Source organism: Agarivorans sp. QJM3NY_30, assembly GCF_050870855.2.
Taxonomy (GTDB): domain Bacteria; phylum Pseudomonadota; class Gammaproteobacteria; order Enterobacterales; family Celerinatantimonadaceae; genus Agarivorans.
This window is the reverse complement of record NZ_CP194038.2, coordinates 2,549,407-2,569,473: the sequence shown is the minus strand read 5'-3', so window position 1 is coordinate 2,569,473 and position 20,067 is coordinate 2,549,407. Positions and strand designations below refer to the sequence as shown.

Genomic DNA, 20,067 nt, shown 5'->3' with positions numbered 1-20,067 from the left:
TGCTTGGGACTAGGTTCAGTATTAATCATGTTTTTATTAATTAAAACTTTATTTGATTCAAATTAAACTTGTGGCGCTTAGTTATCCCTTTGCGCTGAGCAATCGGTAGAATGCACGGCTTTGATCCTGACGAGTCGTGTAAAGTTTGTGCTTATGAAATCTCAGTTTGAATTGTTGGCTCCTGGAGGAGATCTTGGCTCGGTAAAGGCTGCTATCGCAGCTGGGGCCGATGCGGTTTATTTAGGCTTGGAGAAGTTCAATGCTCGGAGTCGAGCAAGCAACATCTCACTGGATCAGCTTGATGATCTGTGCATTTTGGCACATCAGCAAAATTGTAAAATTTTTGTCGCACTAAATATTATTTTATTAGAGAGCGAACTGCCTACGATGACTCGCTTACTCAATCGTTTGGTGAACATCGCGATTGACGGCATTATCGCGCAAGACTTGGGCTTGTTGCATATGGTTAAGCAACATTTTCCCAGCCTGGACGCGCATGCTTCAACCCAACTAAATACCCATAACATTGGGCAAATTAGTTTGTTGAACAAACTTGGGGTGAGTCGTGTAAATCTTGCTCGAGAACTCAATATTGAAGAAATTAAATTATTGGCAGACTACGGACATCAACACAATGTACTGATGGAAGTATTTGTACATGGTTCCTATTGCATTGGCTTTTCCGGACTATGTTACATCAGTTCGGTACGTAACGGTTGTTCTGGAAATCGCGGCCGCTGTAGTCAGCCTTGTCGCGATCAATACCAAACTACCCAAATGGGCAAAGACTTTCCGTTAAACCTAAAAGATAATTCTGCTTTTCATGATCTTCAGGCTTTGGCCGATGCTGGTGTTTATTCCTTAAAAGTGGAAGGGCGCATGAAACAAGCGCATTACGTATACACAGTCGTTGGACAATGGCGCCAGCAGTTAGACCGCTACTATCAGAGTCAGCCGTTGTTAAGCGACAGCACGCCTTTGTATAAGGTGTTTAATCGTGATTTTAGTAACGGTTATTTAAAGGGCAAGCTTAGCCAACAGATGTATATTGATAACTCTCGGAATCATGCACTACAACATTTTTCTCAGCAACAATCTGCACTGAGCGAGTCGGCACGGCAAGTGTTAAAACAGTCGCTATATGATGATAATACCGCGCTCATTGCAAACATGCAGCAGGTGATTGACCGCTTAAGCATCAGCCAAATCCCGGTAAAAATTAAGCTGATCGCTAAGCTTGCTCAACCACTCAAATTAATCGCTCACTGCGGCTCGCAACAATTTATTCTCTGCAGCGAAGAAAATTTGCAGACAGCTAACTCACAGGGTTTGTCGACCCAACGACTGCAAGATTTATTTACTATCAACAATCGGGGCTATTGCCTAGCAGCGCTTGATGTGAGCGAAGTTTCCCCTGGGTTGGCTATTTCGGTCAAATCGTTATTTGCGCTCAAGCAACAGTTTGATCAATTGGTACTTCGGCAGCCGCCAAAGGTAAAAGCGCTTGATCCATCTGCATTGAATTGTTCCGTTGTGGCAAGCGCCGACAAACCAATAACTGTGCCTCGACTTGCGGTTTTGGTTGATGATCATAATGATCTTGAGTTGGCTGAAATAGAAGAGGTAGATTTATATTGGCACTTACCAAATGCCTTCGCTGATTCTCTTGATGACAGCATTGCATTATTCCAAGCTAAACCAAGGCTTAAGGCCTGGTTTCCTGCAATCTTAATCGGTGAGCATTACCAAGCTGCGGGGGAGTTTTTAAGGGTGGTTCAACCGAAACTGTTGGTGACCAACAATAGTGGGATCGGCGCTTTGGCACAACAATTAGGGCTCAACTGGATTGCCGGGCCACAGTTGAATACAGCAAATTCATGGGCGATGCAGGCCCTTCAACAGCAGGGGGGCTGCGATGGCGCTTTTGTGAGTAACGAACTTAATGCCGGACAAATGCGCCAATTAAAAGCACCGCAAGGCTTTCGTTGCTTTTACAGCATTTACCATCCAATCAAGATGTTGACCAGCCGTCAGTGTTTATTTCAGCAAGTGGTTGGTTGTAAGAAAACTCAAGTTGATCATAAGTGTTTACGTAAGTGCGTAAAAACAAGCTCGATTATTAATTTGAAAGACGCTGAATATGTGATTAGTAAAAAGGCTGGTGAGCATAATAGTTTGTATAGTCAGCAACATTTCTTAAACAGTGAGATCTTAACAAAATTGCCTGGCATATTTAGCGACGTCTTAGTTGATCTTAGAGATGTGAAAAATCAGACAAGGATAGCGGCGCACCTTACTAAGCAAGCTTTAATCGCCGAGTTTGTCAGTTTATTAAATGCAGAGCCAAACGCAGATCAAACATTACATAGCCATATAAGCCCGACTCAAATTAAGCAGTACTACAAGGGTTTATAGCTTGATTATCGCAACTGGAAGTACGGATTAAGCCGTTAGCGTGGCATTTTGTAAGCCAAAGCTTTAGAATTGGCGGTTTCGTGGCATCGCCACAACCCATAAATTGAGGAATCATTGATGACTATCGCAAAAGACGATGTTGCCATAATCGAATACACGGTACATGCAAACGGTGAGCAATTAGACACCTCTGAAGGTAAAGAACCACTGGCAGTGATTGTTGGTCAAGGTCAACTCGTACCAGGTCTAGAAAACGCGCTACTTGGTAAAAAAGTTGGCGATAAGTTTGACGCAGAGATCGCTGCCGCAGACGGTTATGGTGAGCGTAATGATAACCTTGTGCAAGCCGTGCCTAAATCAATGTTCGGCGAAGTTGAAGTGGAAGTTGGCATGCAGTTCCGAGCTACGACCGATGAAGGTGAGCAATCGGTGATTATTATTGGTATCGAAGATGATGAAGTCATTGTTGATGGTAACCATCCTTTATCTGGTATTGATTTAGCGTTTAGTATCGAAGTGGTTGAAACGCGTAAGGCCACCGAAGAAGAACTGGCCCATGGGCACGTTCATGCGGCTGGCGGTTGTGGTCACCACCACTAAGACGAAGCGGCTTAAAGTGTCGCGCAAGCTGGTGGCTCAACAATAACCAGCTTGTTGCGAGGCGTGCCTCGCGAGCGACAGTATTTATCGTCGTAACATCACTATTCACCCCGCAAATAATTATCCAATATGGCTCGTTTGCGAGCGATTACAGTTGATCTTCCAGTGGCAACAAACCCACCAACCAGGCTTGAAATTTCCGCCATAGGGTGGCTTTCGGTTCTTGGCTGTAAATAATCTCGGTTTGATTGCGTAATTTTTCGCGCCAGCGTAGCCGATGATTACTATCGAGCTGAACTTGATAACTTTTATAATCCAGATTATCACGTATTTGTTGGGTGACCTTGTCCGCCAAATTAGGGCAGCTTAGTAACAAGCCCATTTCGGTGTTTAAATTGATGGAGCGTGGATCCCAATTAAAGGAGCCGATAAATAATTTTTCCTGATCGATAACAAACAACTTGCTATGTAAGCTGGCTCGAGAGGCCCCCTTACCGAAAAAAGCAAGCCGTTGACGTTGCTTTGCATCGGGTTTTATTTCATATATAAACACGTTTGCTTCCAGCAGTTGCCGGCGGTAGTTTTTATATCCGGCATGCACCGCCGCGACATCGGTTGCGGCTAAAGAATTGGTAATCACACTCACATCTACGCCGCTTTTGGCTATAGCGGACAAACCTTGGCTACCTGCTACTCCGGGTACAAAATATGGCGAACTAAGCAGGATAGTTTGTTTAGCCCGACCCAATACTTGTGCCAGATTGCTAGCAACATCTTGCGCAAAATCGGGGTTTTTATCGGGATGGTCGACGAATAATTCAGCGTCACACCAATACAGTACATCGCGTAAAGAATGGTTGCTAATTAGCTGTTGATAGCGAGTATGCGCCTGTAGCAGCGGCTTAAGGCTTTGGCTGAATAATTGTTGTTCTAAACGTCGTAATTGGGCATCTTGGTCGACCGATTTAAGGTTGAGGGCTTCCATCGGGTAGCTACGTCGATCATTCCAATACAAGTCGAAGGCTTGGCTCACCTGCTGAACCACCGGCCCAAAAGCCATGGCGTCGATGTCGGCAAAGTCGAGGTCATCCCGCGCGCTAAAATACTCATCGCCAATATTTCGACCACCAACCACACTGATCAAGCCATCGATGGTTAATGATTTATTGTGCATCCGGCTATTTAAACGCTGAAAATCTCCCAGCATATTGGTCACGCGAAAGCGTCGATTATAGAAGGGATTGAATATTCTCACTTCGATATTCGGGTGCATCGTAATGGCTTTGAGCATATCGTCGTAGTTATTGGTGTTAATGTCGTCCATTAGCAAGCGCACCCGTACCCCTCGCTCCGCAGCTTTTAACAAATGACCCAGAAAAATTGCCCCCGTTAGATCTTCCTTAATCATATAGTATTGGGCATCTATCGATAACTGAGCCTTTTCGATGAGGGCTATTCGTGCGGCCAGCGCACTCACCCCATCAGGTAATATCGCGATGCCATTTTTACCCGGCTGGTAGCTCTGAAGTTGCATGATACTTTGTTTATTGGACAGCTCATCTGGCGCAATTAGTGCGTAGCTCGCTTGTTTGTATTGGGCGATAAGTGCGGGGTCGGGACGCTGTGCACAACCAAAAAATACCAGGCCAGCGAATGCCATGATGATTAACTTTACTAAAAATTTAGTCGCGTCCATGTGCTTGTTCTTTTCCAAATAAATTGAATTGAGGACCAAGGGTTGGCTGCGAACATCGCCCAGTAAGCGCTTTTTTCATCGAGCAGTCGTTATCTCCCTAAGGCTCGGTAAGCAGCGTTTTTTACTAAGCGTTGCAATCTGTTTGGCCATACGATTGATCTAAACCAAAAGCGCTATCACCAATGGTATATATTGTGAATTTGGGCCGAAGGCCTCTCGCTTTGCTTAACTATTTAAATTACAAAGAAATGTTAGCTGTTATTTAGTGTTTAAGCTAGCTAACCAACAGGCAGATAAAAAGTTAGTTTGTTAATTTGGTGTTAATCCGTTTCCTTAGCTTGGTGAATACGTATATAATATGCGGCCTTCATTTTCGAGACCTTAAGCCTATGCACACCGCTGAAACCCTATTTAAACCTGAAAGCTGCGTGAATCGTCAGCGTAAGGCTGCGCCGTTTTTGCCGATGTCGCGCAAAGAGATGAAAGCTTTAGGTTGGGATAGTTGCGATGTGATACTCGTGACTGGCGATGCTTATGTTGATCACCCCAGTTTTGGTATGGCGGTGATTGGTCGAATGCTGGAAGCCAAGGGGTTTCGGGTCGGCATTATTGCGCAGCCCGAATGGACCAACAAAAATGATTTTATGCGCCTTGGTAAACCCAATCTGTTTTTTGGGGTGACGGCCGGCAATATGGACTCGATGATTAATCGTTATACAGCCGATCGTAAATTACGCCATGACGATGCCTACACGCCAAACAATGAAGGTGGCAAACGACCCGATCGGGCGGTAATTGTGTATTCACAGCGCTGTAAAGAAGCCTATAAAGATGTGCCGGTGATCTTAGGTGGTATTGAAGCCAGCTTACGACGAATTGCCCATTATGATTATTGGTCTGACAAAGTGCGTCGCTCGGTTTTGTTTGATGCCAAGGCTGAACTATTGATTTACGGTAATGCCGAACGTCCCCTGGTTGAAGTGGCCTATCGTTTGAGTCAGGGCGAAGCTATCGCCGAGCTCAACGATGTGCGTGGTACTGCGATTATTCGTAAACAAGCGCTGCCCGGTTGGAGCGGTTTAGATTCCAGTCATTTGGATAAACCCGGTAAAATCGATCCGATTATTAGCCCTTATGCCGAGATTGAAGAAAGCTGTTCTACTCAAGATGATTCGGTAGAAACGATTGATCCACAGCAAGCCAAGCCGATTGTGGTGCAGATGGAAAAGAAACGGCCTTGGGAAGAAGTTTACATTAACTTGCCGGCCTACGAGCAGGTGAAAGTGAACCCGGTGTTATACGCTCATGCTTCGCGTATTTTTCACCTCGAAACTAATCCCGGTTGTGCACGTGCTTTAGCGCAGCGTCATGGCGACCGGATTGTCTGGTTAAACCCACCGGCTTTACCTTTGAGTACTGAAGATATGGACGGGGTATTTGGTCTGCCTTATCAACGCATTCCACATCCCAGTTATGGCAAAGCGAAGATCCCAGCCTATGACATGATTAAGTTTTCCATCAACATCATGCGGGGCTGTTATGGCGGCTGTACCTTCTGTTCGATCACCGAACATGAAGGGCGAATTATTCAGAGTCGCTCGGAAGATTCAATCATTGAAGAGATCGAACAGATCAGAGATCAAGTTCCTGGTTTTACGGGGGTTATTTCTGATTTAGGTGGACCTACGGCAAACATGTATCGGCTGAATTGCAAGAGCCCCAAGGCCGAAGAAACTTGTCGACGCTTATCCTGCGTTTATCCGAGTATTTGCCATCATATGGACACCGACCACCAACCGACCATCGATCTATATCGGCGGGCTCGCAAGGTTGAAGGGATCAAAAAAATCCTGATTGCTTCTGGTGTGCGGTACGACATTGCTATTGAAGATCCGCGCTATATTAAAGAGTTAGCACTGCACCATGTGGGCGGATATCTGAAAATTGCGCCTGAGCATACCGAAGAAGGGCCCTTATCAAAGATGATGAAACCGGGCATGGGAACTTATTATAAATTTAAAGAGTTATTTGATAAGTACTCACAGGAAGCAGGGAAGAAGCAGTACCTTATCCCGTACTTTATTTCGGCTCATCCGGGAACCAAAGATGAAGACATGGTCACCCTTGCATTGTGGTTGAAGAAAAACAAGTTTCGCTTAGATCAGGTGCAAAATTTCTATCCTTCGCCGCTGGCCAATGCTACCACGATGTATCATACCGAGCGCAATCCTTTGCACAAGATCAGCCATAGCAGCGAGCGAGTTCCAGTAGCGAAAAAAGGGCGTCAGCGGCGTTTGCATAAGGCTTTACTGCGTTATCATGATGAGAAGAACTGGCCAATTATTCGGGAAGGTTTAACCAACATGGGCTTAACCAAGTTAATTGGGAATGGCTTACACCATCTGGTGCCTGCCGAAGGTCGTCGTGATGGTCGTCGCGCCGGTAATCGTGGTTTTAAAGGTGCCAAAAACAGCCAGTTTGCTGCCACCCGATTTACCAACAAGCAATTTAAACGTAAATAGGCTGGTGGTTGATTTGAATATTCTTTTTATTAGTGACTTAGTTTCAGCCTCTAGGTTATAGCGGCATGGCTCAACGGAGCGATAGATTGTTGAATCATTTCAATGTTTATCGCTCCGATATAGGCATTTGAAGGAGTACATCATGATACGGCATATATTGCTGATTAAGTTCCAGGCCACGGCAGACACGGTGCAGATTAAGCACTTGCAAACCTTATTTGAAGCGATGCCGCAAAAAGTTACTGGGGTGCTTACGGTTGAATGGGGCGTAAACAACAGCCCAGAGTATCGAAATAAGGGATATACGCATTCGGTACTGATGACTTTTGCAGACGAAGCTGGGCGACAAAACTATTTACCTCATCCCGAGCACCTTGCGCTTAAGCAAGTACTCAGACCTTTATTAGACGACATTATCGTATTTGACTTTCAGTTATAGCGAACGACAGCAAAGGTCTGGTGAGATAAATTTCCAAGCCAAATTCCTTTTAGTTCCACCAGCTTAATGCTAAAAGCATGTTACATAAACCCATCACTCGAAATAAATTACTTAACAAACAGCGATTTATTGCTTAGCATTCAGCAATCACCGAAGTCTAAATCGACCTAAGTCATAACGATATGGCGTTTAGACCCTTAGCAATAGTCTAAGCAGGGTAAAGGACAGAAATGCCTTTGCCTCCCGCATTTGGAAAGGTTGATTTATGTTATCGGATTCATTTTCCCGACAGTTTAGCTATTTGCGGCTTTCGCTCACTGAAGTTTGTAATTTTAAGTGCAACTACTGTCTTCCCGATGGCTATCATTGCGATACGCCTAAAAGCGAACTTAAGCTGTCGGAGATCGCGTTGCTCGCGCGTTGTTTTGCAGACTTAGGCACCAATAAGATCCGTTTAACTGGCGGTGAACCCAGCTTACGCAAAGACTTAGTCGAAGTGATCGAAATCTGTTCCCAAACCGAGGGAATTGAGCACTTGGCGATGACCACCAATGGTTTTAAATTAGCTAAACATGCCAAGCAATGGAGACAAGCCGGCTTAAACCATATTAATATTAGTGTTGATAGTTTGGACCCGCGTCAATTTGCTGCGATTACTGGCACCAACAGCTTTGTGAAAGTTATGGCGGGGGTTGACGAGGCTCTCAACCAAGGTTTTCGCTCTATAAAATTGAACGCGGTGTTGATTAAGCAGCTTGCAAAACATGGCTTTGAACAATATCTAAACTGGATCAAACACCGTCCGGTCGAAGTCCGCTTTATTGAAGTGATGGAAATAGGGGCAAATCCCGAATATTTTGAACAACATCATATTGCTGGGACGGGATTTAAACAGCAACTGCTGTCACGCGGATGGCAAGCGCAGATAAGAGCTCATAATGCCGGTCCTGCTGAGGTTTTTTACCATCCAGATTACGCCGGTAAGGTTGGTTTAATCATGCCCTATGCTAAAGATTTTTGTAGTACGTGCAATCGATTACGAGTCTCTTCTCAAGGGCGGTTGCATCTGTGTTTGTTTGGTGAAGAGGGGATTGAACTACGTGATTTGTTGAACTCCCCATTACAGCAGGCCGCTTTAACTCAACGAATTGAACAAGCCTTGTTGAGTAAAAAAGGGACTCACTTCCTTCATGATGGTAATACTGGCGCCACCCCTCATTTAGCGTCAATAGGCGGTTAGTTGTTAACGATGATGTATCATTGTGAGTCATCGGGAAGGTTGAAGTCACGTCATTTCCGTTTATCCCTTTAGCCAAGGCCCTTAAATTGGCCGCTGAGCCGAACAAGAGAAACACCAATAAGTTTATATTATATTAATACTTTTAATCATTACGCTAAATAGGCATTATTATGGTGAGCAAGCCGATGCAACAAAAGGATTGATGAGTCGTTATTTATGCAGGCAATTATCGGGGTAGTACTTGCAGGCGGGCGCTCTAGCAGGATGGGGCGCGACAAAGCGCTTCTTCACTGGCAGGGCAAAACTCTATTGCAGACCAAGGTTGAACAATTACAAAGGCTGCTTGGCTCTGCAGTATATGTGAGCGGCCAATATCCGGGCTATCAGTGTATCGTGGATATTGATATTTCCCGCGGCCCTTTGTCAGGTATTTATAGTTGTTTAAATCAGTTGGAGTCGCCAGCGTTTTTATTTGTACCGGTTGATATGCCATTACTGTCCGATGTGGTCCTCCGTCAATTATTGGCATGCTTTCAGCAAACCAATCGGAGTGCCTATTGCCAAAATAGTATGTTTCCACTTTATGTGGTTCGGAATCAACAAACAGAATCGATCTTACGCTCGCTGCTAGATGAACAAGATCCCAAGCGCGCTTCAATTGTTGCCTTTAGTTCAGCGATTGGTGCAAACGTCATTGAGTTACCCGCTGAATATCAAACAGTGATGGTCAATACTAATACGCCCGACCAATGGCAAGCGGCCCAAAAAACCAATGGAGAACACTCATGAGCCATTTGGCTACCGTTCAACAAACATTCTTAAATATTGCGGTACTTACGGTTTCAGATACCCGTAATGAAGCTACCGATAGTTCCGGCCAATATCTTGCGGAGGCACTTCAGCAAGCAGGACACCGGTTAGCGGATAAGCACATCGTAATTGACGATGTTTATCAAATTCGCGCGATTGTCAGCCAATGGATTGCTTCGTCTGAGATTGATTGTGTGATTAGCACTGGCGGAACAGGCTTTACTGCTAGAGATAATACTCCGGAAGCTATGAGCGTATTATTTGATAAAGACATTGAAGGCTTTGGCGAATTGTTCCGGAGTATTTCTTATCAAGAAATAGGCACATCTACGGTGCAAAGTCGTGCTTTAGCAGGTTTTGCCAATAAGACTGTGATTTTTTGTGTCCCAGGGTCAACCAATGCCTGTAAGACCGCATGGCAAAAAATACTTTTAGAACAACTTAATAGTACCCACAAGCCTTGTAACTTTGTGCCCCATATCAGGTGATTTTGGATGAGTAAATTTAGTCATATTAATGCTTCTGGCGAAGCTATCATGGTTGATGTCTCTGATAAGATAGCGACCAGCCGCGTGGCCAAGGCTCAGGCTTTAGTATTGGTTAACCAGCAGGTGGTTGATAATTTATTAGGTGCAGAGCAGCACAAAGGAGATGTTTTTGCTTGTGCTCGTATTGCAGGTATTCAAGCGGCTAAAAAAACTTCCGATTTAATCCCGCTTTGTCACCCCTTGATGCTGAGCAAAGTGAGTGTCGATTTAACTTTAGATGCATCTCGTCGAGAGATCTTGATTGTAAGTACTGTTAAATTAAGCGGCGTAACTGGGGTCGAGATGGAAGCTTTAACTGCTGCTAGCGTTGCAGCATTAACTATTTATGATATGTGTAAAGCGATTCAAAAGGATATTGTCATTCAAGATATTCGATTACTTGAAAAACATGGCGGTAAGTCTGGTTCTTTCCAAGTGAGTGGCCGTGAGGAAAATAAATGTTAATTAAGGTGTTATTTTTTGCTCGCTTAAAAGATCAGCTCGGCCAATCGGCGGTGACTATCGAACTCACCAATGGCGGCGACACTGCCACACTAAAACAGCAGCTTTTGAGCCTAGGCTCTCGCTGGACTGCATTGCAAGATCCAGCGTTATTAATGGCCGTTAATCACCAGCATGTAAACCACGATGTGGCTTTACATGCTGGTGACGAAGTCGCATTTTTCCCTCCCGTTACAGGTGGTTAGATGATTAAAGTTCAGCAACAAGATTTCGATGTAGGCGCCGAATACCAACGTTTGGCAACCAATTGCCACACCGGCTCGATTGTGTTTTTTGTCGGTTTAGTGCGGGATATGAATCTTGGAGAGCAAGTCGACAGCTTGCATCTTGAGCACTATCCCGGGATGACCGAAAAGCAGCTGGCTGATATTGTTGAGCAGGCCAAACAACGTTGGCCGATCCAAGATGCTAATATTATCCATCGAGTGGGGGATTTGGAAGTTAACCAACAGATTGTGTTTGTTGGAGTGAATAGTGAACACCGCGAAACGTCATTTGCCGCGTGTCAATTCATCATGGATTACTTAAAGACACAAGCTACATTTTGGAAAAAGGAACGTGGTCAGCAGGGCGAATCTTGGCTCGATGCGAGACAGTCTGATTTACGTGCCACAAGTAAATGGTAAAGCTTTAAGGGCTTCAACCTATAGCCTTACACTGATGGTCCTTCATTTTGCGATTCTAATGCCTTGTTGGTTAACGGCTAAGCTTTCATAAGCTTTGCCTTGTTTAGTGGAGCACCTAGCATCGAGATAGAGATCAAACCTAGCATTAAATCATGGGGCTGGCGAATAGCTCTATTTTGACCCATTCTCCTGCCATCACCTTGCCACGCTCTTGTTCTAACACGATAAAACAGTTTGCTTGACTAAGGCTGCTAAAAATAGCGCTGCCTTGATTTCCTGTGGGGGATACTTGCAGCTGCCCTTGCGCATCTGTACTCACAATACCACGCTGGAAATCGAGTCTTCCGGGACGTTTTTTCAACGCTGTCGTCGTTTGAGCGCTGATTTGCGGTGGCGCTTGATAATTCCAGGCACTTGCCTTTGCAATGACAAGCAAGGCCAATTTGTAAAAAGTAATGTAAGCGGAAACTGGGTTGCCGGGAAGGCCAATAAAGTAAGACTCTTTTAACTGGCCAAAAGCGAAAGGCTTACCCGGTTTCATTGCCACTTTCCAAAATCCGATCTCTCCCAGTTCGTCCAGCACCAATTTTGTATAATCTGCTTCACCAACTGATACGCCGCCACTACAGATCACAATATCAGCCTGTTGGTCTGCTTGCTCGAATGCTTGTTTGATCAATGAATGTTGATCTGGAATAAGCCCAAAATCGAGCACTTCAACAGGTAAGCGTTCTAGCATCGCTTTAATTGCAAAGCGATTACTGTCATAAATTTGCCCATGACTTAACGGATTGCCGGGGGCGATAAGTTCATCTCCAGTGGACATCAGCGCTACTTTCAGACGAGTTTGCACCGCAATTTGATCGAACCCTAAGCTGGCTAATAGGCCAATATGACTTGAATTGAGCAAAGTATTCGCGCTAATCACGATTTGCCCTTGAGTGATATCCTCTCCCATTTTTCGGATATTATTCCCGATGGATATTGGCTGTTTAAAGGTAATCAGAGAACCATCGACACTGGTATTTTCTTGCATTTCGACTGCATCGGCACCGCATGGTAGAGGTGCTCCGGTCATGATCCTGACACAGTGCTTTGGTTTAAGTTGGTGTTTGTTTACGTCTCCGGCAAACACCTTTTCACTGAGCGGAAGTTGTTGATTGGCCGGTAAGTGACTCACACATAGTGCGTAACCGTCCATGGCACTGTTATCGAAGGGAGGGATATTCAATGGTGAAATAAGATCAGCAGCGAGCACTCGGTTTAAGGCTGAATCTAAACCGACCATTTCAGTCTTGGTGATTACTTTTACATTTTCATTGAGCAGTGCTTTGGCTTGTTCCAGTGGCAATAGTCCAGGTTGGTGACAACAATCCATTGATTTTCCTATATATGAGTGCTTGATTATTAATATAACAAGATTATCGTATCTTTGACTGTAGGGGCAGGGAATTCATTAAAAAAACAATTTAGTCGAAAATACTGTATAACTAACTCGCCTTTGATTTTGCTTAAGTATAGCGAACACGCATTAGTTTAATGTACTATGAATGGTTGATTTAATAATATTAAATGTGAAACTGTCAAAAGTTAACGGCTTGTTATTTTTTATGTTGCGGATTAACATAATACAGCTATGATTTAACTGGTTTGTTACAGCTGTGGCAAATTTAGGCCAGAATATTTTCAAGGAAGTTTATATGTCCACAGAGCCGAGTCCGAATCTAGTCGTTCGTGCTATTTCCAGCATCGAGCTTTATCAATTTTGTGAGTTATTGATGGAAGCTGCGTCTTGGTTTGAGTCACGGGGGGAAACCTTGTGGAAATGCCATCACATCACTCCTCACTCCATGTTAGCAAGTCATCGTTTAGATGAGATGTATATGGGGTATATTGCTGGTAAACCTGTCGCCGCGATGATTTTAGACAAAAACAGTGGAATTATTGATGTCGGTTTAGAAGAAAAACGCGAAAGCTTATTTATGCATAAGCTAACCGTTAAACGAGAATTTGCGGGTCAAGGTATTGCCAAGGCAATGGTGGATTGGGCGCGTTGCAGTGCCTTAAAAAAAGGATATACATTGCTGAGTCTTATTTGCAATTGCCAAGACCAACGACTTCGTTGGACCTTGGGTCAGTTTGGTTTTGAAGAAATAGAGATACTGAACCCCCATTATCAGTTACAACGTTATTTTCGTTTGGATTTGGAACACTGCAAAGTGCCTCTGGATAGGCCTTCTGTTGAGGGCTTGAGTTTTGACTATTCGCAGTTAGACTGTGCGACTTCGTTAATGAGGTAGTATGAGAAATTATCGTTTAATGGCGGTTGTTAAAGGTCATGTTCAAGGCGTAGGCTATCGATATCATGTGATGCAACAAGCAAGTAAATCAGATATTGTTGGTTACGCTAAGAATTTGGCAAACGGTGATGTTGAAATATTTGCCGAAGGAAAACAAACCAATTTGGAGCAACTTATTTCATTTTTATATCATGCATCACCGCTTGGCCGGGTGTCTGAGGTGGAGACTTTGGAATTTATTTCTATCGATCAAAAATCCAAAACCAACTTTGTCTGCTATTAGCTGTTCTTCTGTGTTTCACTTCCGAATTATTTTGTAATGAATAACAAACAGTGGCTTTACATACTTTGCCACTGTTTGCTATTGGCTAAGCTTATTTGTTTTTAGAAGAAACCCAGCGGGTTCACGTCGTAACTAACCAACATATTTTTAGTATTTTGGTAATGTGAGAGGGCTATTTTGTGGGTTTCACGACCGATACCGGAACGTTTGTAGCCACCAAAAGCAGCATGTGCGGCGTAGGCGTGGTAGCAATTTACCCACACGCGACCAGCTTGGATATTTCGCCCCATTCGTTGTGCTAAATTGATATCGCGGGTCCACACGCCTGCGCCTAAACCATACTCGGTATCGTTGGCGATACGTAAGGCGTCGGCTTCATCTTTAAACGTGGTGACCGAAATCACCGGTCCAAATATTTCCTCCTGAAAGATCCGCATGTCATTAGTCCCTTTTAAAATCGTGGGACTCACAAAGTAACCGTTGTTATGTTGACCGGGTAACTTACAGGTATCACCACCCGTTAATAACTCTGCACCCTCATTGCGGCCGATCTCAAAATAACTGAGAATTTTATCCAGTTGTTCTTTAGAAACTTGAGCCCCCACTTGAGTTGTCAGATCAAGTGGATCCCCTTGCTTGATGGTTTTTACACGCTCTAGGACTCGTTGCATAAATTGATCATAAATGGATTCTTGGATCAACGCGCGGGAAGGGCAGGTACAAACTTCCCCTTGATTGAAAAATGCGAGTAGCATACCTTCCACAGCTTTATCCAAATAGTCATCTTCATGAGCCATCACGTCGGCAAAATAGATATTGGGCGATTTTCCGCCAAGTTCAACCGTTGAGGGGATCAGTGAATCGGCGGCACATTTTAATATATGCTGACCAACTTCAGTGGAGCCGGTAAAGGCTAACTTGGCGATACGCTTACTGATTGCCAGTGCTTGCCCAGCTTCAGCACCAAAGCCGTTGATCACGTTAATCACTCCGACAGGCACTAGATCTTCAATTAGCTCCATGAGTACCATAATCGATACCGGGGTTTGTTCTGCGGGTTTTAATACCACACAGTTACCAGCAGCAAGTGCTGGCGCTAGTTTCCATGCCGCCATGAGTAAAGGGAAGTTCCAAGGAATAATCTGTCCTACAACGCCTAAAGGTTCGGGAAAGTGATAACTGACAGTGGTTGAATCTATATCGGCAGCACCACCTTCTTGGGCTCGAATACAGCCCGCGAAATAGCGGAAGTGATCAACAAATAGTGGTATGTCTGCGTTCAATGTTTCGCGGATTGCTTTACCGTTTCCCCAAGTTTCGGCAACAGCAAGCGATTCTAAATGTTGTTCGACGCGATCGGCTATTTTTAATAAGACCTTAGAGCGATCTGCGACCGAAGTTTTGCCCCAGCCCGCACTTGCTGCATGAGCGGCATCGAGTGCTAAACCGACATCTTGAGCATCGGAACGAGCGACCTTGCAATAGACTTCACCGTTGACCGGTGAACGATTCTCAAAATATTGTCCATTTTTGGGTGGGACCCACCGACCACCGATAAAATTGTCGTATTGTTCTTTAAAAGTAATCAATGAACCTTCGGTTCCTGGCTGCGCATATAGCATCGTCAAATCCTTCTATAATTTACTTTTTGTTATCAAGTTGTTGCTTTTGTGGGTGCTGATATATTGCACTTAATCAGCGTATTGCAAGTGATGAACCAATTAATCAGGACTTGTTGTTAATGAAATGTAAAGTTATGATTGGTAAAATAAACTATTTTCTCAAGGTGTGGCGGGCTGGTTGTTGAGTCATCAGGTGGGCTGTCACACTGTTATATTCTGGCACATACAATGTGTTACATTTTGGAACAGTGTTATGAGCGTAAAGTACCAACTGCCCAATTCACTTAATGCCTCTTGGTTAAGAAGCCAAAATGCGGGCTTATCGGAGAGTTATTCACCAGACGAACTTCGTTTAGCCAAGGCTGAATTAAAAATGCGCCACCAACGGTATGACGATCTGATTCAATTAGTAAAAACTTATGCCTATCCATTATTTGAGCAATTGATGGCCCACACGTCTTGTCGATTGATTTTGTCTGATATAGATGGTTTTGTGATTGATCATTGGGGAATAGACAAGTTCGCCGATAAACTCGCGAATGTGGCTCTTGAGTCTGGTGTGAACTGGTTAGAGCAGTATAAAGGGACCAATGCCATTGGCACCGCTATCGCGATCGGACAAGCAGTATCTGTGGTTGGTGAACAGCATTATATTAAACACCATCGCTTTATGAGCTGTAGTGCCTGTCCAATCTTTTCTCCACAGGGCGAGATGGTCGCAGTGTTAGATATCACCAGTGAACAACAGCGCCATAACCAACAAGCTATGTCTTTAGTTGCGAGTCTCGCCCAACAAGTTGAGATTGCCTTGCTGTGTCGACTCCCCCAAAGTGTTTACCGGATTGACTTAGCTGCGCAACCGCATTTGCTTCATTCTGGCTGGCAGGGGATTGTCGTGGCCGATGAAGAAGGTAAAGTATTGGGTCATAACCCAATGGCTCGCCAGTTGATCAAACAACTCGAAGTGGGCCAGAGTTTGACGACTCATTTAGGCGAGCAGTGGTTAAGCAAGGTGCGCTCAGCTAACTTGCGCTTACATATGCAGACTAAAACCTTAAGCACACCTAAATTTGTGCATGCGAGGCCTCCGGCACAGCCAAAACTTTCAGGTTTTAAAGAACCATCAATTCAACGCGCTTGGCTGCATGCTCTCAAGGTGATCGAGAAATCTATTCCTTTGTTAATTTATGGGGAAACAGGGGTCGGTAAAGAGCAATTTGTAAAACGTCTGCATCAGGCTAGCCAACGCGCGAATCACGTTTTACAAGCCGTGAACTGCGCGGCCTTGCCGCACGACTTAGTCGAAAGTGAACTATTTGGTTATCAAGCTGGTGCTTTTACCGGTGCCGCTCCAAAAGGCGCTTTGGGAAAAATTCGTCAAGCGGCAGGTGGGTTTCTATTTCTGGATGAAATTGGTGAAATGTCTTTATCGGCACAAACTCGTTTATTGAGAGTATTGCAAGAGCGTGAAGTGGTCCCGGTGGGTGGACATCAAGCGATTGCGGTCGATGTTCAAGTGGTTGCCGCTACCCACGTAAATTTGAAACAACGAGTACAGCAGGGATTATTTAGAGAGGATTTATATTATCGTTTAAATGGATTTCAGCTAACTTTACCAGCATTACGCGAGCGTCGAGATATTCAACAGATGATCGAACAGATCCATTTGCAGCATTGCCATGCAGGTCAACGTATTTGTCCTCAGTTACTGGCTATTCTCTGCGCATATCAATGGCCGGGAAATCTGCGTGAATTAGATAATTTTATGCAGGTTGCTTGTTTGATGGCGGAACATCAAAAGTTATTACAATGGGATGATTTACCGGAGTCTCTGCAACAGCAACTTGGTCATCCAGCTGAAGATAGACTTTCTGGAGAGGTGGGTTTAAAGCAGACGATTGATGAGAATATCCTACAGGTTTATCAACGTTGCCATGGCAACATTAGCCAGAGTGCCAGACTGCTAGGGATCAGCCGTAATACGCTTTATCGAAAATTACGACGTTTAAAACATAGTCGTTAATCGTTTTGTTAATACTAATTTGGTTGGTTATATGACCAACTTATTGCGTAGAATAAATCTGCCGATAAACAGGTATGAAGGGCGTAACTAGTCGCTTTAATCATAAGGTTCATCATGCAGTGAACGGTGATTTAGGCAGCAACAATGAACCGACAATTAGTTATATTGTTATAAGGCAAGTGTCACTTATTTTAAAGATAAAAAATCCGAGCCCTTAGACTCGGATAGAACCATTGATTGATGACCAATCGTCGGTAAATTACATGACTCGCATGCCCGGTTGAGCACCATCATCGGGACTTAAGATCCATAAATCTTTTCCACCCGGTCCAGCGGCTAACACCATACCTTCAGAATTACCAAAGCGCATTTTTCTAGGTGCAAGATTTGCCACCATTACGGTTAACTTACCTTCTAGGTCTTCAGGGGAATAAGCGGATTTAATCCCCGCAAATACCTGGCGATTTTCACCACCAATATCGAGTTCGAGGCGAAGCAGCTTTTCGGCTTTTTCCACATGTTCCGCTTTAACGATACGAGCGATCCGTAAATCAATTTTTGCGAAATCATCAAAACTGATAGTTTCTGCAATTGGTTCAATTTCGACAGACTTGGCCGGTGTCGCGGTTTCTGTTTCAGTGGTGGTTTGGCTCGATGCCTGTAAGTTGTCTTTTGAGGCCTCAACCATGGCTTCAACTATGCTCATGTCGATACGTTGCATCAAGGCCTTAAAGCTTTGTATTTCACAACCCACCAAGTGCTCGCCAATTTCATTCCACTTCAATTCAACATTGAGGAACTTTTCCACTTTAATTGATAGTTCTGGGAGAACCGGTTTGAGGTAAGTGATCAGCACTTTAAATAAGTGGATCCCCATAGAGCAGACTTGATGCGCACGCTCTAAGGTGTCTTCTTGTTTGGCAAGTTGCCATGGTGCTTCTTCGGCAATATATTGATTAGCTTTATCAGCCAGCGCCATAATTTCTCGCATCGCCTTACCAAACTCACGATCTTCATAGAGTGCGGCGATGGTTTGCTCTGCATCGGTAAATTCTTTTAATAAGCCCGGATTAATCAGTTCGCTAGACAAACGGGAGTCAAAACGTTTACTAATAAAGCCAGCAGTACGACTGGCGATGTTGATCACCTTGCCAACTAAATCGGAATTAACCCGCTGCGCAAAATCTTCAAGATTTAAATCTAAATCATCGATTTTATTGTTTAATTTGGCTGCATAATAGTAGCGTAAATACTCAGGATCTAGATGATCCAAATAAGTGCGCGCCTTAATAAAGGTACCACGAGACTTAGACATTTTGGCACCATTCACCGTGACGAAACCATGCGCGTAAACACTGGTTGGTTTACGGTAACCTGCACCTTCTAACATTGCCGGCCAAAACAGACTGTGGAAGTAAATAATGTCTTTACCGATGAAGTGATAAACTTCTGCTTTTGAGTCTTGGTTCCAATAATGAGCAAAATCTAAATCGTCACGTTTGTCACATAAATTCTTAAAGCTGCCCATATAACCAATCGGCGCATCGAGCCAAACATAAAAGTATTTATCGTCGGTCTCTGGTATTTGGAAACCAAAGTACGGTGCATCGCGACTGATGTCCCATTGTTGCAAGCCTTGTTCAAACCATTCGCTTAGTTTGTTAGACATTTCATCCTGCAGCGATCCAGATACAGTCCAATCTTTCAGCATTTTCTGAAAGGCTGGCAAATCAAAGAAGTAGTGCTCGGAATCTTTGAGGACCGGTTCGGCACCTGAAACTACCGATTTAGGTGAAACTAGATCAGCTGGGCTATAGGTTGCGCCGCAATTATCACAGTTGTCGCCATTTTGATCGTCGCTGCCACATTTAGGGCAGGTTCCTTTAACAAATCGATCGGGCAAAAACATGTTTTTCTCAGGGTCGTATAGTTGAGAAATAGTCCGCGTTTTTATGTGACCGGCTTGGTTCAATCGACTATAGATATCTTCTGATAAAATTTTATTCTCAGGGCTGTGCGTAGAGTGATAGTTATCAAACGCAATGTTGAATTCTTTAAAGTCGGCACTATGTTCGCTATGAACCTGATTGATCATTTCTTCAGGGCTAATGCCCATCTGCTGAGCTTTTAGCATGATTGGCGTTCCGTGGGCATCATCGGCACACACATAAGTGCAGGTATGACCGCGTAACTTTTGGAAACGAACCCATATATCCGTTTGAATATATTCTAATAAATGGCCAAGGTGAATGGGTCCATTGGCATAGGGTAAAGCGCTGGTGACCAGAATTTCTCGTTGTTCGTTTGTCATGTGATCTACTGTAAGCTCAGTCAATAAACAGGGGAATCAAGGGATGTAATACTACCTTAAGCAAAGGTTTATGCCTAGAGGCTGTTGGCCTTTGAAGCTTGGTTTACAGTCGTTTATGGATGATTAGAGCA

Annotated in this window: 17 protein-coding genes and 1 riboswitch; of the genes, 13 read left to right on the top strand and 4 right to left on the bottom strand. The window is 44.1% G+C overall.

What is annotated here, in order from left to right:
- Positions 1-153: 153 nt before the first annotated feature.
- Together ACRRSX_RS11800 and ACRRSX_RS11795 are read left to right on the top strand one after the other, a co-directional pair.
- Positions 154-2,415 (top strand): peptidase U32 family protein, encoded by a 2,262-nt coding sequence (locus tag ACRRSX_RS11800; RefSeq protein WP_432453011.1) that lies wholly within the window; start codon positions 154-156, stop codon positions 2,413-2,415.
- A 117-nt stretch (positions 2,416-2,532) separates the two neighbouring features.
- Positions 2,533-3,015 (top strand): FKBP-type peptidyl-prolyl cis-trans isomerase, encoded by a 483-nt coding sequence (locus ACRRSX_RS11795; RefSeq protein WP_432453012.1) that lies wholly within the window; start codon positions 2,533-2,535, stop codon positions 3,013-3,015.
- Positions 3,016-3,163: 148 nt separating this feature from the next.
- Here ACRRSX_RS11795 and ACRRSX_RS11790 read toward each other — a convergent pair whose 3' ends face one another.
- Positions 3,164-4,711: a phospholipase D family protein gene (locus ACRRSX_RS11790; protein ID WP_432453013.1), complete on the bottom strand. Its 1,548-nt coding sequence runs from the start codon at positions 4,709-4,711 to the stop codon at positions 3,164-3,166.
- Between the two features lie 389 nt (positions 4,712-5,100).
- Between ACRRSX_RS11790 and ACRRSX_RS11785 the strand changes: the two genes are divergently transcribed.
- The 8 genes from ACRRSX_RS11785 to moaE all read left to right on the top strand — a co-directional run bounded on the left by ACRRSX_RS11785 (position 5,101) and on the right by moaE (position 11,397).
- Positions 5,101-7,233: a YgiQ family radical SAM protein gene (locus ACRRSX_RS11785; protein ID WP_432453014.1), complete on the top strand. Its 2,133-nt coding sequence runs from the start codon at positions 5,101-5,103 to the stop codon at positions 7,231-7,233.
- Between the two features lie 142 nt (positions 7,234-7,375).
- Positions 7,376-7,672 (top strand): Dabb family protein, encoded by a 297-nt coding sequence (locus ACRRSX_RS11780; protein WP_432453015.1) that lies wholly within the window; start codon positions 7,376-7,378, stop codon positions 7,670-7,672.
- Positions 7,673-7,808: 136 nt separating this feature from the next.
- Positions 7,809-7,949: riboswitch (molybdenum cofactor riboswitch) on the top strand.
- The gene (moaA, locus tag ACRRSX_RS11775; protein WP_432453016.1) at positions 7,938-8,912 is read left to right on the top strand and encodes a GTP 3',8-cyclase MoaA; all 975 of its coding nucleotides are present in this window, start codon (positions 7,938-7,940) and stop codon (positions 8,910-8,912) included. It overlaps the preceding riboswitch by 12 nt.
- A 216-nt stretch (positions 8,913-9,128) precedes the next feature.
- Entirely contained in the window at positions 9,129-9,701 is a 573-nt protein-coding gene (gene mobA, locus ACRRSX_RS11770) for a molybdenum cofactor guanylyltransferase (protein WP_432453017.1), read from the top strand.
- Positions 9,698-10,210, top strand: a complete 513-nt coding sequence (moaB, locus tag ACRRSX_RS11765; protein ID WP_432453018.1) for a molybdenum cofactor biosynthesis protein B — start codon at positions 9,698-9,700, stop codon at positions 10,208-10,210. The genes mobA and moaB overlap by 4 nt, the downstream gene beginning before the upstream one ends.
- A 6-nt stretch (positions 10,211-10,216) precedes the next feature.
- A complete protein-coding gene (moaC, locus tag ACRRSX_RS11760; protein WP_432453019.1) occupies positions 10,217-10,714 on the top strand; it encodes a cyclic pyranopterin monophosphate synthase MoaC in 498 nt (165 codons plus the stop codon).
- A complete protein-coding gene (moaD, locus tag ACRRSX_RS11755; protein ID WP_432453020.1) occupies positions 10,708-10,956 on the top strand; it encodes a molybdopterin converting factor subunit 1 in 249 nt (82 codons plus the stop codon). The genes moaC and moaD overlap by 7 nt, the downstream gene beginning before the upstream one ends.
- The gene (gene moaE, locus ACRRSX_RS11750) at positions 10,957-11,397 is read left to right on the top strand and encodes a molybdopterin synthase catalytic subunit MoaE (RefSeq protein ID WP_432453021.1); all 441 of its coding nucleotides are present in this window, start codon (positions 10,957-10,959) and stop codon (positions 11,395-11,397) included.
- Between the two features lie 145 nt (positions 11,398-11,542).
- Here moaE and moeA read toward each other — a convergent pair whose 3' ends face one another.
- Positions 11,543-12,775: a molybdopterin molybdotransferase MoeA gene (gene moeA / locus ACRRSX_RS11745; protein WP_432453022.1), complete on the bottom strand. Its 1,233-nt coding sequence runs from the start codon at positions 12,773-12,775 to the stop codon at positions 11,543-11,545.
- A gap of 322 nt (positions 12,776-13,097) precedes the next feature.
- Here moeA and ACRRSX_RS11740 point away from each other — a divergent pair, with 322 nt between their 5' ends.
- Positions 13,098-13,697, top strand: coding sequence for a GNAT family N-acetyltransferase (locus ACRRSX_RS11740; protein ID WP_432453023.1), 600 nt, complete (start codon positions 13,098-13,100; stop codon positions 13,695-13,697).
- Between the two features lies 1 nt (position 13,698).
- Positions 13,699-13,980, top strand: coding sequence for an acylphosphatase (locus tag ACRRSX_RS11735; protein WP_432453024.1), 282 nt, complete (start codon positions 13,699-13,701; stop codon positions 13,978-13,980).
- Between the two features lie 101 nt (positions 13,981-14,081).
- On the opposite strand, the gene exaC is transcribed toward ACRRSX_RS11735, so the two are convergent.
- Positions 14,082-15,602 (bottom strand): acetaldehyde dehydrogenase ExaC, encoded by a 1,521-nt coding sequence (exaC, locus tag ACRRSX_RS11730; RefSeq protein WP_432453025.1) that lies wholly within the window; start codon positions 15,600-15,602, stop codon positions 14,082-14,084.
- 253 nt (positions 15,603-15,855) lie between these two features.
- Here exaC and ACRRSX_RS11725 point away from each other — a divergent pair, with 253 nt between their 5' ends.
- Entirely contained in the window at positions 15,856-17,625 is a 1,770-nt protein-coding gene (locus ACRRSX_RS11725) for a sigma-54-dependent Fis family transcriptional regulator (RefSeq protein WP_432453026.1), read from the top strand.
- Between the two features lie 259 nt (positions 17,626-17,884).
- On the opposite strand, the gene metG is transcribed toward ACRRSX_RS11725, so the two are convergent.
- Positions 17,885-19,936, bottom strand: a complete 2,052-nt coding sequence (gene metG / locus ACRRSX_RS11720; RefSeq protein WP_432453028.1) for a methionine--tRNA ligase — start codon at positions 19,934-19,936, stop codon at positions 17,885-17,887.
- Between the last annotated feature and the right edge of the window lie 131 nt (positions 19,937-20,067).